A 20,320-nucleotide genomic window follows, 5' to 3' on the forward strand; every position below is an offset into this window, starting at 1 on the left:
ATTTATCCTTTATATTCAAGTATATAAGTAAAAAGACTTAGGATAAAAGTCATTTTAAATTTGTAAAATACGTAAATGGGAACAGCTGCTAATTCAAGAATGATATCCCTCATAGACGTATTTATAGAGGGGAAATTACTATTTTTACATTGCCAAGTGTCGATCAAGTAACCTATATACAGGTTGAATATTCAGTTCCTATCATTGCTTTATCTGTATTTATTGCATGTTTAGCTTCATATACGTCCCTTTCTATGAATGAACGAATCGTTTATCATAGTTTTTTTCATCGCTATATATGGTTAGGTTTAGCGGCGATTACGATGGGCTTCGGGATTTGGTCTATGCATTTTATTGGGATGAGCGCGGCTAAGCTTCCGATTGAAATGACTTTCAATATACCATTAACGATTCTTTCCTTAGTGCCAGCTATATTAGCTACATTTTTGGCTTTCAGTATATCTAGTAAGGCAAAGAATTCTAGTAAATGGATTGCTTTTGCTGGAATCTTTATGGGGATTGGCATAAGTAGCATGCATTATATTGGAATGAAAGCAATGAAGTCAGAGGCTGATTATGCCTACCATTTAGGCTATTTTATTTTATCCATTTTCATTGCTATAATAGCTTCTTTTTTTTCGCTGTTTATCTTTATGAAGCTACAAAGATATATGAATAATTTTATCGTGAAAATTGTTACCTCCCTTTTGATGGGGGGAGCGATATCAAGTATGCATTATGCAGGGATGTATGCCATTCGATATTATGTAGATACAGAAATGGAACTTACCCATACGCACTCACACCATGTTAGTATAAAAGCAATTATTATTGGTGTAACAATCGGTATCTTTGTTATTTTATTATTCTCTATTTTGTCTAGCCTATTGGATCGCTATGTTGATTATCGCTTAAATTACTTTGATGCATTAACAAAGCTTCCAAACCGAAGACAGTTCGAAAAGTTGATCGAATCCTCCACTTATTTTAGTGGTCTGGCAATCCTTCATATACATGACTTAAATAAATGGAATGGTAAGTATGGTTATTACTTTGGAGATAAAATTATAGGTTATATCGAAGAATTATGTACGAAACTAATACAAACGAATGTAGAATTGTTCCGAATAGAGGGAAATCGTTTTGCGATTGTCAGTACAACTAATGAAGCCTTAGATAAATTAATGTTGGAATTAAATCAATTAACTGCTATTTTATCTAATCCGGTAACTATTGATGATCGAATCATCAAAGTAGAGACAGCAATTGCATTATCAGTCAATGAGAAAAAAGCAACTTCCAAGCAGCTATATGAAAATGCTGTCGCTGTTTTAACACATTATTCCATTCGCTTTGAAAATGAAATCATCCTGTATGATCCAGAAAAACATAAACAGACTTTTGCTAAACATCTTGTGAATGAGATAGAGGATGCCCTATTAGAAAAGCATTTATATTTAGTTTATCAGCCTAAAGTATTTCTAAAGTCAAGGGAAGTCGCTGGATTAGAAGCTTTATTAAGATGGAAGCATCCTTTGTATGGAGAGTTGTCGCCAGATGTGTTTATCCCGATTTTAGAAGCATCTGATAAAATGTATGATGTCACAGATTGGATTATTGAAGAGGTATCTAAACAAATAGATGTATGGCAACAGCAAGATAGATATATACCAGTAGCTATTAATATACCTGGCTCCTATGTAACCTCACCAAGGCTAATGACAAGCTTAACCACTAATGTAGAGAAATACAAGTTAATGCCCCATTTGATTGAGTTAGAAATAACAGAAACAAGTGCAGTTGGTAATATTGAAGGGGCAATTCAATCTGTTCAGGCTTTTAGAAATGTTGGCTTTACAGTAACACTGGATGATTTCGGAACAGGGGTTTCCTCTTTATCTTATTTGAAAAGAATTCCTGTAAACACCTTGAAAATTGATAAATCCTTTATTGATGGGGTTCCGGAGTCCCAAAAAGACGGAGAAATTATTAAAGCAATCATAGCTCTCGGAAGTTCCTTGCATTTGAGCATTGTAATAGAAGGGGTAGAAAGAGAAGAACAGATTAACTATTTAGCTTCTATAAATGAATGGCCAATTATCCAAGGATATTATTATGCGAGGCCAATGACTGTCTTTGCTTTGGAAGAGTGGCTATTCCATTTTCAAAAGGGTGAAACGGATATTCAGCAATAAGAGGAATCAAGATCATCCGTATCGATGTAAAAGAAAGGATGATCTTTCTTTTTGCAAAAGTATCTGTATTTTGTAACTGGGATTTTGTAGAATGAATTCATTCTCTTATGTGGGAGAGCTATTCTGCGTAAAGTTTAATATCTTTAGAGAATACCCTTGTCTTTTCGCTATCACAGGAATGCTTTTCTAATGGAAGAGATGTTGAACGTGGAGCAGTTACTTTTCTAGTTTTTGCGAAGAAAGACTGATAAAATATGAAAGAGAAACAACAAAAGATCATTACTAAAAATAGGCTGTTTAGTACGAAACTCATTTATGCATCCTCCTTTGATTGTACCGATAACTTAACTATACAGTTGATTAATGAAGACAATATAAAGAAAGAGTTAATTTTAAATGGAATCCGTGTAAAGAAAAAAAGCTATTGAATAAAAGGCTGTTTTCTAAAAGATTGTTGCCTTTTCAATAGGAAAAATAAATTTATTAGAAATATGGAGCAGCCTGAATACACGTAGACTCCTATGGGATTAGCGAGAAAGGCGAGACCCCGCAGGCGAAGCCGAGGAGGCTTGCCGCTCGCCCCATGGAAAGCGTAGTGTATTTAGGCTGCGGGTGATAGCAACAAACTTTACGAAAACAGCCAAATAAAAAGAGGTGGATCGATGTATTTATCAGTGAAGGAAACTGCAGAATTGCTTGCTGTTTCAGAAATCAAGGTGAAAAATCTGATTTTACAAAATCAAATTAGAGCAATTTTTGATGGAGCCGATTATCTTATTAACAAAGAGCAATTTAATACACATTTTAAGCAAGTAGAAAAATATAAAAAGTTTGTGGAAGAAGTATGGAGTGAGCCGATTCCAGAAGATTTAGACATTAAAGATGAGGATTAAAAAGCTATTATTAAATAAATAGGATATCTTCGCATGAAACCATAAGGTTTTGCAGAGATATCCTTATATTAGATTTACACTTCTAGCCAAGAATGGGACCAATTTTCAATTTCTTTCATAATTGGCTCTAATGAACGCCCTTTTTCTGTTAAAGAATATTCAATTCTAACAGGAGTTTCAGGATATACCACTCTTGCTACAATTCCAGCTTGCTCTAAATCCTTTAATCTCTCCGATAAAAGTCTTCCGCTTATTCCAATGGAGGATTCCATAGTACAGAAACGTTGAGGACCATTCAATAGCTGATAAATAATTAAACCAGTCCAGCGTTGGCTTAAAATACTCATTGCTTTTTCAAACCTTGGACAAATTGTCATTTGGTTCATTTTAATATCCCCCCTTCCAATAATTATACAATAAATATTATTTTAAGTAAAAATATTATGAATTGTAATTAGATTACTTTACAATCGTTTATTATTAAAATAAAATTACTTACATAAAGTAAGTACGAAAGATGGTTAGGAGGAGAAAGAAATGACATTTCACAGAACCCCAAATATCTATGCAAAAAGTGTCAAGTTAAAGGTAGCTGATTTAGAAGAGTCACTATTATTTTACCAAAATGTGATTGGTCTTTCGATTGCAAGCAAAGAGAAGAAACAAGCAGCATTACGTGCAGGAACAGGGGAAGCATTTTTATTTATCGAGGAATTAGATCAAGTCGAGCCCAAGAAAATGCGGACAACAGGACTTTATCATTTAGCAATATTAGTCCCTTCCAGAGAGCAGCTTGGAAATGTATTTAAGCATTTGCTAGAAACAGGATATCCATTACAAGGTGCCTCTGATCATTATGTCAGTGAAGCAATCTATTTAGCTGATCCGGATGGAAACGGAATTGAAATATATTGCGATAAAAATCCAGCAGATTGGCAATGGGATGGCAACTTTGTAAGAATGGATACGGCCTATATGGACACAAAAGGAGTGCTTGCAGCTTCTAGTAATAGCAAATGGAATGGTCTTCCTGATGGAACTATTCTTGGTCATATTCACTTACATGTTGCAGAATTAGAAGAAACAGTTGATTTTTATGTAAAAGGATTGGGCTTTGATGTCGTTCAAAAATATGGATCTCAGGCATTTTTTCTTTCCACTGGCCGCTATCACCATCACATCGGTTTAAATGTCTGGAACGGTATTGGTGCACCTGTTCCAAAGAAAAATCATGTTGGTTTAGCTTATTATGATTTACAGATACCTAGTGAGGAAAAGCTTGAAGAATTGACACAAAGATTGACAGAGCTTGGAGCAACTCTCACAAAGGATAAGGATAATTTATACACATATGATCCTTCGGGAAATATGATTCGTTTGGTTACTGCTTAAAAAATAAAAAAATTGCATATTTCCCCTAATCTTATTAAACTTTTAATTAAAGAATATGAAAATTCTAGGCGTGTTTAAAACTAACAAATTTTAGAGGTGGGGAAGTAGTTGCACTATAATGAAGGAGTTTACCAATATTTTATCGATAATACGGATAGATTAACAGAAGAGTGGTATAACAATCTAACAAAAAATGATCCGAAAGGTGTCTATGCAACATCTGACCCACATGTAATTGAAATCATGAAAAAACAAAATAATGATTTTCATTACAGACTCGCTGGCATTTTTATTAAGGAAAAGCAACTATTTCTTGAAGATATAGAGGAATGGATTTTTGAAATTGCAACAGATCAAGCACATTTAGATACGCCAATCCATTTTATTATTCGGGAATTTATTCGTACGAGAGAACAATATTTTCAGCTAATTGAAGAATATGCTACAGAACATGATGTTAGTCATAAGCGAGTAATTGGATGGAATCATTCTGTTATGAAAGTTCTAGATAAGATAATTTTAAAATATACAGAGGAGCATCATCATTATTCGAACCGACAGCTTGAAGCACAGCAAGAAATGATTAATGAGCTAAGTTCTCCAGTTATTTCCTTGAGTAAAACAAGAGCACTCTTGCCCCTTGTTGGAGATATCGATACTGCCCGTGCTGCTGCAATATTGGAAAACACAATCAAACAATGTGCAGAAAAAAAGGTATCTCAGTTATTTATTGACCTATCTGGTGTAATTATTATTGATACCATGGTTGCTCATCAAATCTTTCAACTTATTAATGGGCTAAGCTTAATTGGGGTCAAAACGACGCTATCGGGTATTCGACCAGAAATTGCTACAACTGCAATCCAATTAGGATTATCATTTGAAGATATTTCGATTGCTTCCACGCTTTCTAAAGCAATTGAACAAGATGTTCATTTCCAAAAATAATAGATTAAAGGCTATTTTCGTAAACATGAATTAGTGAAAGGGACGAGTAGGTTATCGCTAAATTCCTATTGTATGAAATATAACGACTATCACGCAGGATAATGGAGTGGACTTTCAAAGAGGTTCTATCATTATGATATTGTATGCTAGTAGGAAATTTACGCCAAGATTACCTTGCTGGCTCACACAAGCGCAAGCTCGCTGTAAAAAGGTTACCTGACGTACTTGTTCTCTTTCATCGATTTAGAAGTATTTAATCTATGTTATTATTATTATTTATAATGGAAGTCTAGTGTTTTAGCTTTATCTATCAGTTTTTCTTGCTCATTATAAACATCACTTGTACTTAACTGAATTTCATTGATAGAGGAATTTTCTATAATGAAACCTATATTACCTTTCTTTCGTTCGCCTGGATTTAACACCCCATTGAGATCTTCTAAATAAATATCCTTCTCCCAAGTGATCATTTCATCTGTATTCGTCTGAATAAAAGCAATTGGAGAGAATTTCTTTTGTTTGTTCGATTGATTTACGATTTCCACGAAAAACTTAACGAAAATGAATTGCTCATCATGTGTATAGGTATGATAGAAGTCAATTAAGCTATATGCAGGTCGATAATCGATTATTTTGGCATCTTTGACTGTCAGTTTTATCGAATCAATCTGAATGCTCTTCGGTTCTTCATCAAGGGCTTTTAATGTTGCTTCGCCTTTCCTATCCCGGTAGAAATCTCCTACAGCTATTAGAGAAGTATCATCAATAACTTGTGGATTTTGAATATATGCATCTGTTGAAACAGGAATAACATGAACATTTTGCATGCTTGTTTCTATTTTCTCTACTTCCTGAATGGTATTTACTTCAGTCTCTTTATTGCTGTTGCACCCAGCTAATAAGAGAAAGGCAAATGAATACATAAAAAAGCGTTTCAAGGTTGAATCCTCCCAATTGAAAAGCTTCCCTTCAAATAGAAGCCGAAGAGAAGCCTATTTTTTTCAGAATCTCTGAATTTTAAGAGATGGAAATCTCCACCGCCTATCAGCAAGATGATATTCCGGCTGCGGGCGATAGCAACAAACATTACGAAAATAGCCTTTTTTAATTGTCCGTGATTTTTACTTTTGCCTGCAGTAGGTCAAAAATAACTTTAGCATGATCTGTATTGTCCTTTTGTCCAGCAAAAAGATTGCTAGAAGGTCCATATGCATAAACAGGAACGTCTTCTCCAGTATGACCACCTGTAGTCCATCCCGTGTTGGTCCGTTTATTGAAGATATCTTCAATCGCATTGTCAATACTAGTTAAATCTTTTGTTTCAGCTGCTTTCTGAACGGATTGAACTTCTTCTGACTTTAGGGATAGATTGATATATTTTTTCAAAGTAGATTCAACAGATGTCCCATTGGTAATCAATTCTGCCATAAAGTCAGGTGTCTTTGTTGCTGCTTTGATTGGCTCTCCGTACCAATTGTAATCCCCGTTTGCTGCAATCGAAAATCCTCCTGTAGAATGGTCAGCAGTAGCTACAACTAATGTGTTTTTATCCTTTTTGGCAAAGTCGATTGCTGCCTTATACGCGTTTTCGAAATCTTCCATCTCACTCATTGCAGCGACAATATCGTTATCATGTCCAGCCCAGTCAATTTGGCTGCCTTCTACCATCAGGAAAAAGCCCTTTTTATTTTTATTTAAGCTTTCAATAGCAATTTTCGTCATTTCCTCTAAGGAGGGAGTTTCTTTGTCTCGATCTATCATTTTTGGCATGCCTGCTTCAGCAAATAGTCCAAGTAGCTGGGTATCCTTATTTTTCAGTAAATCATCGCGATTGGTGACATAATTGTAGCCAGCATTTTTGAATTCCGTCGTTAAATCTCTGTCCTGACGAACGAATAGGTCTGTTCCGCCGCCTAATAGAACATCGACTTTATGCTTTCCATTTATCATTTCATCGAAATAGTCATCGGCAATTGCATTCATATTTTTGCGGCTTATATCATGGGATCCAAAGGCAGCTGGCGTCGCATGTGTAATTTCTGATGTTGCAACAAGACCAGTAGATTTTCCCTTTTCCTTTGCAGCTTCCAAGACAGTTTTCACTTCAGTTTCGTCATTATCAACTGCAATGGCACTATTATATGTTTTGATACCAGCTGACATAGCAGTTGCTGCAGATGCAGAATCCGTCACATTTTGTGCAGGATCTTCTGGATATGTCATTTGCTGACCAACCAAGTAGGGATCGAAATATGTATTTTCTGCTATTTTTGTCTCTGGATTATCTTTTAAATAGCGATAAGCAGAAGTGTAAGAAACACCCATTCCATCTCCTATTAGGAAGATAATGTTTTTAGGCTTGCCATTACTGCTTCCGTTATTTTTTGCTTCTGTCTCTGTTCCAAAGAGTGCTGTTGCTATCCCAGCAACGGATAAAGAGGAGATTACGGCGATTGGTAATAACTTTTTTTTCCATGATTTAGTGTTCAAATTGTTTCCCTCCAAATGATTGATTCGCTTTATTATCACGGAAGGACGTTAAGCTTGTTTTACAGCTGTTTAGAGAAAATGTAAAAAAAACTAGGATAAAGGTACCCTAGTTCATAAGACATGGTATTTTTTTTGTTCGTTTCGAGTGAGGAAAGAAAGGATTTTACTAAGCTTTATTTTAAAGCGAATTCTTTACTGAGCGCATAGGAAACAGCGGCTTTAGCATGTAAAAAGGTAGTATCAAATAATGGAATAGAGCAATCTTCTTGTTTAATAAGTAACGGTATTTCTGTGCATCCTAATATAATACCTTCTGCACCTTGGGATAGTAGTTTGTTGATAATGCGCAAATATATTTCCTTTGATTCAGGAAGAATAATTCCTTTGCATAATTCATCAAATATGATCCGATGGACAACTTCTCTATCTTCTTTCTCGGGCACAATCGTTTCTATTTCTTGCGCTAATAGTGCCTCTTTATAAAAGGAATGCTCCATTGTAAACATGGTTCCTAATAAGCCAACTTTTTTCAAATCGGCTTCTTTTACAGTACTTCCTGTAACGTCTGCAATATGAAGCAAAGGAATAGAAACGGCTGCTTGTACTTCTTTTGCCATCTTGTGCATCGTATTTGTACAGATTAAAACAACATCAGCGCCCCCTGCTTCCAATGTTTTTGCAGCGTGTATCATTAATTCCGTTGCTTTTTCCCAGTGACCAGCTTTTTGCAGTGCGACAATTTCTTCAAAATCAAAGGAATAAAGAAGGCATTTGCATGAGTGTAATCCTCCCATTTCTTCCTTTACCAATGTATTCATATATCGATAATAATCTGCCGTTGATTCCCAGCTCAAACCACCAATAAGTCCAATCGTTTTCATAGTAAGACTCCTTTCGACCATTTTTTTCATGATATCATGGTATACTGGTATAGAATAGAGCCAGAAATTATATACTTTCATAGTACCAGTTTAGTTTTTATTGGAGGAAATTCCTATGATTTTTATTACGATTGACCGATCTCAATCTATCTCTCTAACCCAGCAAATTTATGATCAAGTTCGTAATGGCATATTAGAAAAACAATTAAAAGAAGGAGAGAAATTACCTTCTTCGAGAGAATTGGCAGGCTCTATTGGAGTTTCCCGAAATATTGTTCTAGAAGCATATGAACGTTTAATCGCAGAAGGATATTTGGAGGTTAGACTAAAGGCAGGAACCTTTGTAGCACTAGGGACTTCTCTTTCATTTGTTGAGAGACCGAAGAGGAAAGACACTTCCAAAAAAACGGTGGATAAAAAAAAGACATATATTGATTTTAAAGCTGGCAATCCTGCAATAGATTATTTTCCTAGGAAGAAATGGGCTCAATTAACGAAGGAGATTTGTCTACATTCATCGGAATCCGTCTTTGGATATGGAGAAGCTGCAGGGATGAAAGAGTTGAAGGATGCACTAGTTGACTATTTAAAAAGAGTAAGAGGGGTACAATGCAAGGCAGAGCAAATTTTCATTACATCTGGTGCTACTCAAGGGTTGAAGCTTATTACGGAAATGCTTGGAAAAGATAATAAAAGCATTGCAGTTGAGGATCCAGTGACAGATGAAATGAGGAATATTTTTACATTTAGTAATGCGAAGATTATTCCTGTTCCTGTAGACGAAAATGGAATTAACCCAAATAGTTTGCCAGAACAATCACCAAGCTTTGTTTTTGTAATCCCTTCCCATCAATTTCCGTTAGGTGGAATCCTATCTATTCAGAGAAGACTGCAGCTAATAGAATATGCGAAAAGGATGAATTGCTATATTGTGGAAGATGATTATGATAGTGAATTCACTTATGAAGGGGCGCCTGTACCGTCCATTCAAGGTATAGCACCTAACCATGTGATTTATGTGGGTACTTTTAGCAAAATACTTTCCCCAGGACTGCGGATTGGATATGTTATTTTACCAGAGGAATTGGTCGATTCCTTTGAGCAAATTAAATGGTTTTCAGATAGACATACATCCTCACTAGAACAATTAGTATTAGCCCAGTTTATCAGGGAAGGATATTTAGATCGACATGTACGCAAAATGAAAAAAATCTATAAAGAAAAAAGAGAACGATTGGTTTCAGCCATTCAACAAAATTTTCAAGGCGCTACCATTATAGGTAAATCAGCAGGCATGCATTTAGTTGTAGAGATACCAGGAGTAGATTTTTGTCCAACATTCATACATAAAATGGAACATTCCGGAGTGAAGGTATACCCCATTGAACAATATAGCTTAGTAAAAGGGAAACACAGGGAAAGAATTGTGATGGGATATGGTGGACTAACTTTAGAGGAAATCGAAAAGGGTGTCCTTTTATTAAGAAAAACAATTGAATCAAATAGAAAATCCATTTTTTAATGGAATAAATAGCTGAAATTCATTCTTTTTTCATTTAATGTATGTAAATATATTTATAGAAGCAAATTATTATCCTAAGGAGTATGTAAATATGAATAAATCAAGAAAAAGCGTCTTTTCAAGAAAGTGGTTAACCATACTTTTTGGGGTACTCATCATTCTCTTATTCATCCCAACCCCCTATTATTTAAACCAGCCAGGCTCCATTGAAGCACTTGCGCCAAAAGTGACGGTAGAAGATGGAACTAAGTCAGAAAAAGGAAGCCTCAATTTAACAACTGTTTATTCGATAAAGGCAAATAATCCATATATTTATTTATACGGATTAGTCGCTCCTCATACGGAAATACGAAAAGAGGAAGAGGTAAAAGGGAATCTTAGTGACGAAGAGTATAATAAGCTATTGCTTCATATGATGGATACTTCTAAGCAAAATGCGATTATTGCTAGCCTCCATGAAGCAGGAAAAAAAGTTCAATTTGACTATAATGGCATTTTCGTTGCACAAGTATTAGAAAATTCCAAAGCAAAGTCAATTATAGAAGTTGGAGATATTATTCAAAAGGTAGATGGCCAAGAATTTACGAAAAGTGATGAATTAATTGCGTATTTAAAAGACAAGCAAGCAGGCGACACTGTCCAGCTTGAATTTATACATGGGAAAGAAAAGAAAGAAGCATCCGTTGAAGTCATTGTATTAGATAAAAAAACAGGACAAGTCGGAATTGGCATTGCACCTGAAGATAATATGACAATAAATCCTTCGATCAATGTTGCGATTAATAGTGAAAATATTGGCGGCCCTTCAGCTGGATTAATGTTTTCTTTAGAAGTTTATAATCAAATTGTGGAAGAGGATTTAACAAAGGGTTACAAAATTGCTGGTACTGGCACAATGGATGCAGAGGGAAATGTAGGACAAATTGGTGGAATCCAGCACAAAATAGTTGCTGCCCATAAAGCAGATGTAGATATATTCTTTTATCCAAAAGATATAACAGAAGATGATACCAATGAAAAGGAAATTAAAGAGCAAGTGGAGGAAGAAGGCTACACAGATATAAAAATCGTGCCAGTAAGCACATTGGAAGAGGCAATCGATTACTTGGAAAAGCTTCCTGAAAAGAAATAAACTTTACATATTGCTCATTTCAGATTTACAGAATTTCTCCGGATAAAATATAATGTTTACCTAGTGTCTCCTTAATTTATTTAAGGAGATTTTTTCATGTAAGGCTGTTGAACTAAAAATTCTGTTTAGAAAAGAGTGAAATGGGAAAGGTATATATAGATAGTGGAAAGTACGATGGGAAGTTGGGAAACGGCATTTACAAGGAGGTTCACCATGTCAGAATTTTTTAGTGGTCTTTTTAATATTCTTTATGGAGCTTTTGGAGTTCCTCTCCTTTTAATCGTTCTTATTATTCTTGTCATAGTTGTATCACAAAGAAGACGAAAAAAACGGATGAAACAAGAAGATTGGATGGGACATTCTCCTGTAGAGAAAATTGAAAAAGAGGATGAGAAGAAAAAATAATGAAGAGTCAAAAAAGGAGACAAACGCAAGAGCGTTTGTCTCCTTTTTTTGTGAGGGGCGGTTTAGACCACGTTAATTTTTTTTATCTATATTAGAATTGATTTCTTTCTTTGCTTACATCAAGTAAGCCCCCACCATTTTGGATTGAGGCCACTGAAAAAGTGAATTACCTGGTGAATCGGTAGTTACCAAACCATTCTAACTTAGTGTAGGCTTTTGTTTTCCGAGGCTTACCGCACGACTCACCGGGGCGAGCGCCGAGCCGCTTCACAGCTCACGCTCCTGCAGGGTCTCGGACTTTCTCGCATCTCCCGTAGGAGTCGAGCGGACACCTCTCCAAACCAACTTATTATTTGCTTTCAAATAAATAAAACCTCATTAATTTGGAGAACTAGACTTTTTCAGTGCCCTCTTTGGATTCTCGTTGATTATATACATCGGATTTTAAATCACAAAGTGCTTTCTTGATAAATTAGGAAAAATAAGTCCCTTTAACCTCAAATAGCTCCCCAGTTAGACATTTAAAAGATATGGATTCCCTCCTATTTTTACTCTTATAAAAGAATTATCATAAATCTAGCAGTTCTACCATTTTGTCAAAAATGATTGGATGCTATGATTTGTAAATCAAAAAACATATTTTTCAAACGAATTTTTAAAGTGAAAATCTATAACACTAAAACAGAAACATTTATTTAAAGCTGTGTCTATTTTCTCTACTAGATCATACAAAATCGAAAATGAGGTGAAAAATCTGCTATTAAGAAAGTGAATATAGACAAAATGGAATGTTTATATTTTATTAGCAGCTACTCGAATGACTGAAAATAATCATTCTCGCGTTGAGCGAAGAAAAAAATTACAAGAAGAACAACGTTTATCAAAGAATCAGAAACCAAAGAGAAGATTCTGGAAAAAACTCTTATATTTTAGCCTTATCGTTGGAGTTGTACTCTTTTTGGTTGGAGTTGGTGCAATTATTTTGATTATCAAAGATGCTCCAAAGTTTGACGAAACATTATTAAAAGACCCTTTATCGTCTAGCTTATTTGCTAGTGATGGAAAAACAGTCATCGCCGAGGTAGGGACAGAAAAACGTGATGATATCGGTATAGAACAAATTCCAGAGGTATTAAAGGATGCTGTTTTAGCAACCGAGGATTCTCGTTTCTACAAGCATCACGGAATTGATGTAAAACGAACAATGGTTGCGATTTTTAAAGTAATTACGACAAGATCGTTAGAAAGTGGTGGAGGAAGTACCATAACACAGCAGCTAGTAAAAAATTCTTTTTTATCGATTGAACAAACACCAACAAGAAAAATCCAGGAATGGTACTTAGCAATTCAACTAGAACGTCGCTTTACTAAAGAGCAAATACTGGAAATGTATTTCAACAAAAACTTATACGGTTGCGATATTTATGGAGTAGCAAAAGCATCGGAGCGTTTCTTTGGTCTAAATGTGGATGAATTAAACCAATTAACACTTGAACAAGCTGCGCTTTTAGCAGGAATTCCACAAAGTCCGAATCGATACATGCCAATCGTTGAAGACAACTTAGAACGTGCAGAAGAACGAAGAAATATGGTTCTTAACTATATGAATAGACATCATTATATTTCCAAATCAGAAATGATAGAAGCACAAAGTACCCCTATTGAAGAGACGATAAACATACAGAAACCGAAAGCAAATAAATATGAGGCCTTTGTAAATACCGTGTTAAAGGAGGTACAAGACAAAACAAATGCGAATATTTTCGAAGATGGATTAGAAATTTATACAACCATCGATTCTGACATACAACAATTGACAGAAGATGTGCTGTCCACCAATGATTATGTCAGCTTCCCAGAAAATGAAAAGCTGCAAACAGCTGTTGTAATTACCGATACACAAACTGGAGAAATTAAAGCAATTGGTGGTGGGAGAAATTTTCAAACTAATTCTTATAATTATGCCATTATGATGAAACGTCAGCCAGGTTCGACAATTAAACCGATTCTTGACTATGGTCCTGCCATTGAAAAATTGAACTGGTCAACAGCCCATAAGATAAAAGATGAAAAATATCATTACAGTGATGGGACTCCGATTCGAAACGCAAATCGTACCTATGCAGGGAGTAAGACAATTAGAGACCACCTTGTTTGGTCACGCAATATTCCAGCATTAAAAACATTTCAAGAAGTTGGTGCAGAAGCTGCAACTGAATTTGCTAGAAGTCTAGGTTTCCCAATTTCAGATGAACAAAAAGGAAATGAAGCAAACTCCATTGGTGGGATTGATGCGGCTTCTCCACTTGTGATGGCCGGTGCATACTCTGCCTTTGGTAATGCTGGTTACTATATAGAACCCCATACTATAACAAAAATTGTCTATTCAAATGGGCGTGTTGAGAAATTAGCACCGACTGAGAAAAAAGTAATGGCAGATTATACAGCTTTCTTAGTGACCGATATGCTAAGGTCAGTCGTCCATTCAGGTACTGGGGCTAAGGCGAATATCGCTAATATAGACCTTGCTGGAAAAACCGGAACGACGAACTTTGATGAAAAAACCGTTACGAAATACAGCCTCCCAAATAATGCTGTAAGGGATGCATGGTTTGTGGGGTATACTCCACAATATACTGGAGCCGTATGGACTGGGTATGATAAAACGACTTCTTCGAGTGATTATTTAAATAGCACAACAGACGATCTTTCCCTACTCGTTTTCAAAGCCATTATGTCGAAGGCAGCAACAAGTCAAGAGCGATTTAAGCAGCCTGAAAGTGTTGGGAAATCGGGAATGGAGTATTACGTAAAGGGTGGAGAGAAACCACAACCGCCGAAACCAGTGACACCAACCGATTTTGGCGCCATTTATGAGGAAGAAGCAAATCAAATTGAATTAGCATGGAACCACTCTTCGATTAGCGGTTTTGAAACAAGCTTTGAAGTTACTTATACAGTAGATGGAAAAACAACAAACTTAACGTCTACAAAGGATAAAAAGGTCATTCTTCCGAATCCTCATAAAGGCGAAGAATATGTCTTTACGGTTGTGGCAAGTGTAGAAGGAGTAAAAAGTGATGTAGCTTCCACTGCCATCACAGTGGAGGAACAAGCCAAAGCACCAAACAGTCCAAGCAATCTCCAAGCAACCTATGATCAAGCATCAAATAGCATTTTGATTCATTGGCAACCTAGTAGCGAAGGTGAAAATAACCAATACATTGTTTCCTTTACGGTTAATGGAATCCCTCAAACCTTAGCAACGACGTCAGAGCAACAAGCCACATTGAAGAGGCCACAGCCTGGACAAACGTATATGATCTCAGTAACTGCCACAAATGAAGTAGGTTCTAGTGAAGCGGTGTCTACGTCTGTTACGGTTTATTCTACTCCTGGCGGAAGTGGAGAAGATAATGGATTTGGTGACATTATCCTTCCTGATGCAAATACTGGCACAACTCCGTAAGTGAAAAAAGAAAATGGTCTCCAAATTCAAGGGATGATCATTTTCTTTTTATATCAAATCAACTAGAGAAAGATTTTTAAGTAGGTCAAAAGATACAAGGAACTTTTTTTCTGGATAGATAAAGCAGGAAAGAAAGGTACGATTGGCACTAGAGGAAGAGAATAATAATAAGTAATCTAAATATAATAGTGTGATAAAAGAGCGAACATTCTGCAATCTTATGATAGAGACTTCAGTTAAGTAGGAAAAACAGGTAGGATTACCTAACTGTTATTATATTGTAAAGAGATTGATTCAAATTAGAAATCCATGAAATAATCTAGTTTGCTACAATGAAGGATAGCCTACTAAGACATAATTAGAAAGATTTTTGCATAAAGATAGTATTTTAAAAAGAGGAAGACACTCTAAATGGATGGCAGGGGGAAGTTATGACATTAGAAAAAAAACTAATCGAAAAAACGTATTATGAAGGATACTTAAAAGATAGAGACGAATCACCAATTGAAGTCTTAGGACAATTATATATTGCTGAACAAAGAAAAAATGTTCCTGATTTAACTTCTATCCGCTTTGCGCAAGGGGAATTATATTTTCAATACCATGATTATGAAGCGGCTATTTTTAAATGGGAGAATATTAGTAATGAATTAGAACCATGGGCGCAAAAGAACCTTGCAGATGCCTATTTGGAATTAGAGGAATATTCAACTGCAGAAAGCTTTTATAAATCAATTGTTACCGATTCTGATCTTTTAAAGACAGAAATTTCGATGCAGCTATTTTCTTTATATTTTCAAAAAGAAAATCATGAAATGGCGTTAGAGATTATCAATAATCTTGTCGCAACTAATCCTGATTATGCCAATATAACAACTGTTGCTAAATCGTATTATGAAGAACAGCAAAATTGGGAAAAAGCAATCCAGCTTGCTGTTAATGAAGGGAAAAGAACAGATGCATTAAAATGGTATGAAGCGCTGATTCATTATAGCAACCTTGGTGTAATCAATCAGTTTGAGCCATCTTATTTTATGGAAAACTTGAAAAGTCTTCAAGAATTAGATACTGCTACTTTTGAGAGATTGGCGATATCATTATGGAAAAACTATGAAGATAGCGCACATTATTTAACATGGGTAACTGTGTTTAATACAGTCTATGAGCCAGCACCAAGTGAAGCTGAAGAGGGACTGACGCTTATATTAGAAAAAGCATATGCTCATTTAATTAGTGGTAGCTATCCTATTAAAGAAGTACAAGAAATCGTTCCAGCACTTTTATCCAATTATTTCTTATCTTCTGCTGGAAGACATGTTGTAGTTGCAGCATCTGCTGTTTTAGCTTGGAATGAAATGTTTAAACATTCTATTGAATATTCCGTTGTATCAAAAGCTGAAATGGTCATTAATGAAGCACCGGAAGCGAATGTTTCGTTCCAACAATTTATGAATTTATTTGAATCTATTATAGATTGGGCAGATAAACATGATATTCCACTAGATAAGAAATTTACCCAAAAAGTGCAGGATTACCTTCCATCTGATCATTATCAATTATTGATGGTAGGATCACATGGAAGTGGTGTGAATGCTTATATTAATGAGCTTGTAGGGGAAACTGTTCTGGCGGAAGAAGCAAGCGCGATTCTAACAGTAAAAGATAATGATTATCTTGAGATTAAGGAAGTAACGAACGCTGGATTACGTCCAATTGATACACTAACCAATTTTTATAAAGAGCTTTTGATGCAACAATCAGATTCTGTGAATCCGAGAGTGTTTCAGTTAGATACACCTTCTCACTTTTTAAATCAAAATAGATGGACTGTTACTACTGCTCCTTTTGTTGAAAAAGAATCTTATGCAGATTATGCCATGCTGGCAGACAGTCTCTTATTTGTTATAAATGAACACTCTGTTTTTTCTTATAATGAATATGAGCGATTAAAGCAATGGAAGGAAAAGTCATCGTTCTTAACTGTTCAATTCTTAATTTATATGGATGATGCGGAAAATGAGAAAGTGGCAACAAAACGATTGCAAAAGGCAACAGCTGCTATTCAGCATTATTTCCCAGATAGCAAAATATTTATCTATTCTAAGCAAGAGGATAGAAAAATGCAATTAGATGAGGTCAGTCTCTACTATCAACAGCATTTTGAAGGAAGAAACATGAAGGAAGAACGTCTACAAAGCTGCATTTCCATCATTCAAGATTTAATTACAAATCTATTAGATAAGCGACTAGATATGGAAAATAGTTTAAAGGGATCACTAGAATTGTATGAGGAAATGGTAAGTAAGCTTACTGGTGCAAAAAATCAGCTTATGGATATGGAAACGTCAAAAATTGAATCAATTACAAAACAATTTGAAGAAATCAAAACAGAAACGCAAGAAGCAATGAAGAAAGATATTCCAGCTATTTTAAAAGGCTGTAAGGATTTTGTAAAAGAAGATAGTGATTTTACTAAGATGCATGTTGCTCTTAATGAAGAGATGAATAAACGTATAAATCACTATATAAACGAAACGTTATCACCGCGCGTTCATCGAAGTATAGAGGAATGGATTCACTCTTCCCATAAACAATTAGAGCAAGGGCAGCAATTTCTTCAAGAGCTTTGTGAAGGATTTAATGGCATATATAAAGAGCATCCTTTGGAACTTATCTGTGACTTTACAATCATTGAAGATTGGAGAAGGGATGCACGCCGCTTATCAAGTGGGCTACGAATCGATCCATTAAATATTTTCAATCGCTTTAATGCGTCTCAAGTATTTTTAAAGAGTGCAGGGAAGCTACTCGGAGCTATTCAACAAAATAAAAAAATGCTCCAATCAAAATATCAAAAGTATATCGAAACGGAAGACTTTTCTGAAGTGGTTTCATCTGTTTCAGCAGCTGTTTTACAGCATTTTGATTTCTATGAAAAAGGATTGGAAAATGATATCAAGATGTTCTTTATCAGTCCAAAGGTAACATTAGAGCAGGTTGCTGAAGAAAAATCAAAAGACATAGTGGAATACAAAGATTTACTAGAACGTTTAAAGAATAATCCGGAAATGTTCCATGATCCATTGAAATTATTCGAATTACGTTTGCTGCAGTACGATTGGCTTGCTAATACAACTAAGCCTGCAACGACATGGATATAAGTGATTGAAAAAAGGGAGAAGATTAATCGAAATAGTGATTATTCTTCTCCCTTTATTTCTAGCAAATATTATAATTTAAATGAGCTTTTCAAGGAAACAATGCGGTTAAATACAGGCTTTTCAGATGTTGTATATTTAGGGTCCACATTAAAATAGCCATGACGGAAGAATTGAAATTTATCTTGTGGTTTAACATCCTTCATATTTGGCTCAATAAAGCCTTGAATCACTTCTAGAGAATTAGGATTTACATAGTCTAAGAACGTTTTTCCTTCTTCTATTTCCTCCTCTTCATCACTAATAAGTGGTTCGAATAAGCGGAATTCAGCAGGGATAGCTTGCGTTGCTTCCACCCAATGCAATGTTCCTTTTACTTTTCTGCCAGTAAAGCCAGTCCCACTTTTTGTTTCTTTATCATACGTACAGTGAAGCTCCATTACATTTCCCTCTTCATCTTTTATTACTTCTTCACATTTGATGAAGTAAGCATGCTTTAATCGCACTTCATTTCCTGGGAATAAGCGGAAGTACTTCTTCGGGGGATTCTCCATAAAGTCTTCTTGTTCAATATAAATTTCACGAGAGAATGGAATTTGTCTCACTCCCATCTCTGGATTTTCTGGATTGTTTTCCGCATCTAACATTTCTATTTGTCCTTCTGGGTAGTTCGTGATGACGACTTTTAAAGGATTTAGGACACCCATTGTACGAGGAGCTTTTAATTTTAAATCTTCACGAACAAAATGATCAAGCATTGCAGAATCAACTGCTCCAGATCCTTTTGAGATACCTAATTCCATACAGAAATTACGGATTGCTTCTGGCGTTACACCTTTTCTTCTTAAACCAGAGATAGTAGGCATACGAGGATCGTCCCAACCATCCACATATTTTTCGTCTACTAGGAGTTTTAATTTCCGTTTACTCATTACCGTGTTTGTAATATTTAAACGACCAAATTCAATTTGTTGAGGCGTGCTTTCCATTTCACATTCACGAACAACCCAATCATAAAGAGGGCGTTGGTCTTCAAACTCTGTTGTACAAAGAGAGTGTGTGACACCTTCAATCGCATCCTCTAACGGATGAGCAAATGCATACATTGGATAAATACACCATTTATCTCCAGTATTATGATGTGTTGCATGGGCGATACGATAAATAACAGGATCTCTTAAGTTAATATTAGGAGAAGCCATATCAATTTTTGCGCGAAGAACCTTTTCACCATTTCCAAACTCTCCGTTACGCATTGCTTCAAATAATTGAAGATTTTCTTCCACAGAACGGGTGCGATAAGGACTTTCTTTCCCTGGTTCTGTTAACGTACCACGGTATTCACGAATCTCATCAGCAGATAAATCATCTACATAAGCTAGCCCTTTTTTGATTAATAGAACAGCACGCTCGTACATTTCTTCAAAATAGTCAGAAGCAAAGAGCAGATTTTCCCATTCATATCCAAGCCATTCTACATCTTCTTTAATAGAGTTAACATATTCAATGTCCTCTTTTAAAGGGTTTGTATCGTCAAAGCGCAAGTTTGTTTTGCCGCCAAATTCATCTGCCAACCCAAAATTAATAAAAATGGACTTAGCATGTCCAATATGTAAATAGCCATTTGGTTCTGGCGGAAAGCGAGTGATAACTGTATCATGCTTACCTGTTTCTAAATCTTCTTTCATGATGTTTTTTATAAAATTAGAGCCAATCTCCAAGATTATAGCCACCTTTCTTTTATGTATGAATACTTTTAGTTTTGAATGTTGAGCCTAGTAACTCGTTTATATCGAAAATATCCAAACGATCTTAGTATGATTATATCAATAATA

Annotated in this window: 15 protein-coding genes; 9 read left to right on the forward strand and 6 right to left on the reverse strand. The window is 35.5% G+C overall.

All coding sequences use genetic code 11. The annotated features are described in order from the left end of the window. Positions 1 to 149: 149 nt before the first annotated feature. Entirely contained in the window at positions 150 to 2,195 is a 2,046-nt protein-coding gene (locus tag ACWNMZ_RS04405; RefSeq protein ID WP_349205257.1) for a bifunctional diguanylate cyclase/phosphodiesterase, read from the forward strand. A 118-nt stretch (positions 2,196 to 2,313) separates the two neighbouring features. Here ACWNMZ_RS04405 and ACWNMZ_RS04410 read toward each other — a convergent pair whose 3' ends face one another. Further along, a complete protein-coding gene (locus ACWNMZ_RS04410) occupies positions 2,314 to 2,508 on the reverse strand; it encodes a hypothetical protein (protein ID WP_031537172.1) in 195 nt (64 codons plus the stop codon). A gap of 349 nt (positions 2,509 to 2,857) precedes the next feature. Here ACWNMZ_RS04410 and ACWNMZ_RS04415 point away from each other — a divergent pair, with 349 nt between their 5' ends. Continuing rightward, positions 2,858 to 3,088: an excisionase family DNA-binding protein gene (locus ACWNMZ_RS04415; RefSeq protein WP_449598285.1), complete on the forward strand. Its 231-nt coding sequence runs from the start codon at positions 2,858 to 2,860 to the stop codon at positions 3,086 to 3,088. Between the two features lie 74 nt (positions 3,089 to 3,162). Here the strand turns inward: ACWNMZ_RS04415 and ACWNMZ_RS04420 are convergent, their stop codons facing one another. After that, on the reverse strand, positions 3,163 to 3,474 hold the full coding sequence (locus tag ACWNMZ_RS04420) for a winged helix-turn-helix transcriptional regulator (RefSeq protein WP_031537169.1): 312 nt from the start codon (positions 3,472 to 3,474) through the stop codon (positions 3,163 to 3,165). 151 nt (positions 3,475 to 3,625) lie between these two features. On the opposite strand from ACWNMZ_RS04420, the gene ACWNMZ_RS04425 reads away from it, so the two are divergent. Then, a complete protein-coding gene (locus ACWNMZ_RS04425; protein ID WP_048716454.1) occupies positions 3,626 to 4,480 on the forward strand; it encodes a VOC family protein in 855 nt (284 codons plus the stop codon). A gap of 108 nt (positions 4,481 to 4,588) precedes the next feature. Beyond that, on the forward strand, positions 4,589 to 5,428 hold the full coding sequence (locus ACWNMZ_RS04430) for an STAS domain-containing protein (RefSeq protein WP_031537164.1): 840 nt from the start codon (positions 4,589 to 4,591) through the stop codon (positions 5,426 to 5,428). A gap of 272 nt (positions 5,429 to 5,700) precedes the next feature. Here ACWNMZ_RS04430 and ACWNMZ_RS04435 read toward each other — a convergent pair whose 3' ends face one another. The 3 genes from ACWNMZ_RS04435 to ACWNMZ_RS04445 form a co-directional block, all read right to left on the reverse strand. After that, positions 5,701 to 6,366 carry a DUF4352 domain-containing protein gene (locus ACWNMZ_RS04435; protein WP_048716457.1) on the reverse strand — a complete coding sequence of 222 codons (666 nt, stop codon included), beginning with the start codon at positions 6,364 to 6,366 and terminating at the stop codon, positions 5,701 to 5,703. A 166-nt stretch (positions 6,367 to 6,532) separates the two neighbouring features. Continuing rightward, positions 6,533 to 7,918, reverse strand: a complete 1,386-nt coding sequence (locus ACWNMZ_RS04440; protein WP_449598286.1) for an alkaline phosphatase — start codon at positions 7,916 to 7,918, stop codon at positions 6,533 to 6,535. A 173-nt stretch (positions 7,919 to 8,091) separates the two neighbouring features. After that, positions 8,092 to 8,799, reverse strand: coding sequence for an aspartate/glutamate racemase family protein (locus ACWNMZ_RS04445; RefSeq protein WP_449598287.1), 708 nt, complete (start codon positions 8,797 to 8,799; stop codon positions 8,092 to 8,094). A gap of 115 nt (positions 8,800 to 8,914) precedes the next feature. Between ACWNMZ_RS04445 and pdxR the strand changes: the two genes are divergently transcribed. From pdxR to ACWNMZ_RS04470, 5 genes are all read left to right on the forward strand, one after another. After that, entirely contained in the window at positions 8,915 to 10,321 is a 1,407-nt protein-coding gene (gene pdxR / locus ACWNMZ_RS04450; protein WP_449598288.1) for a MocR-like pyridoxine biosynthesis transcription factor PdxR, read from the forward strand. Positions 10,322 to 10,412: 91 nt separating this feature from the next. After that, positions 10,413 to 11,453 carry a SepM family pheromone-processing serine protease gene (locus ACWNMZ_RS04455; protein ID WP_251627735.1) on the forward strand — a complete coding sequence of 347 codons (1,041 nt, stop codon included), beginning with the start codon at positions 10,413 to 10,415 and terminating at the stop codon, positions 11,451 to 11,453. 213 nt (positions 11,454 to 11,666) lie between these two features. After that, the gene (locus ACWNMZ_RS04460) at positions 11,667 to 11,858 is read left to right on the forward strand and encodes a hypothetical protein (protein ID WP_031540242.1); all 192 of its coding nucleotides are present in this window, start codon (positions 11,667 to 11,669) and stop codon (positions 11,856 to 11,858) included. Positions 11,859 to 12,675: 817 nt separating this feature from the next. Continuing rightward, positions 12,676 to 15,327 carry a PBP1A family penicillin-binding protein gene (locus tag ACWNMZ_RS04465; protein WP_053094386.1) on the forward strand — a complete coding sequence of 884 codons (2,652 nt, stop codon included), beginning with the start codon at positions 12,676 to 12,678 and terminating at the stop codon, positions 15,325 to 15,327. A 431-nt stretch (positions 15,328 to 15,758) separates the two neighbouring features. After that, the gene (locus ACWNMZ_RS04470; RefSeq protein ID WP_035416695.1) at positions 15,759 to 18,488 is read left to right on the forward strand and encodes a tetratricopeptide repeat protein; all 2,730 of its coding nucleotides are present in this window, start codon (positions 15,759 to 15,761) and stop codon (positions 18,486 to 18,488) included. Positions 18,489 to 18,556: 68 nt separating this feature from the next. Here the strand turns inward: ACWNMZ_RS04470 and ACWNMZ_RS04475 are convergent, their stop codons facing one another. Then, positions 18,557 to 20,206 (reverse strand): glutamine--tRNA ligase/YqeY domain fusion protein, encoded by a 1,650-nt coding sequence (locus ACWNMZ_RS04475; RefSeq protein WP_048719018.1) that lies wholly within the window; start codon positions 20,204 to 20,206, stop codon positions 18,557 to 18,559. Positions 20,207 to 20,320 lie beyond the last annotated feature (114 nt).

This window comes from Niallia sp. Marseille-Q9988 (assembly GCF_976954375.1).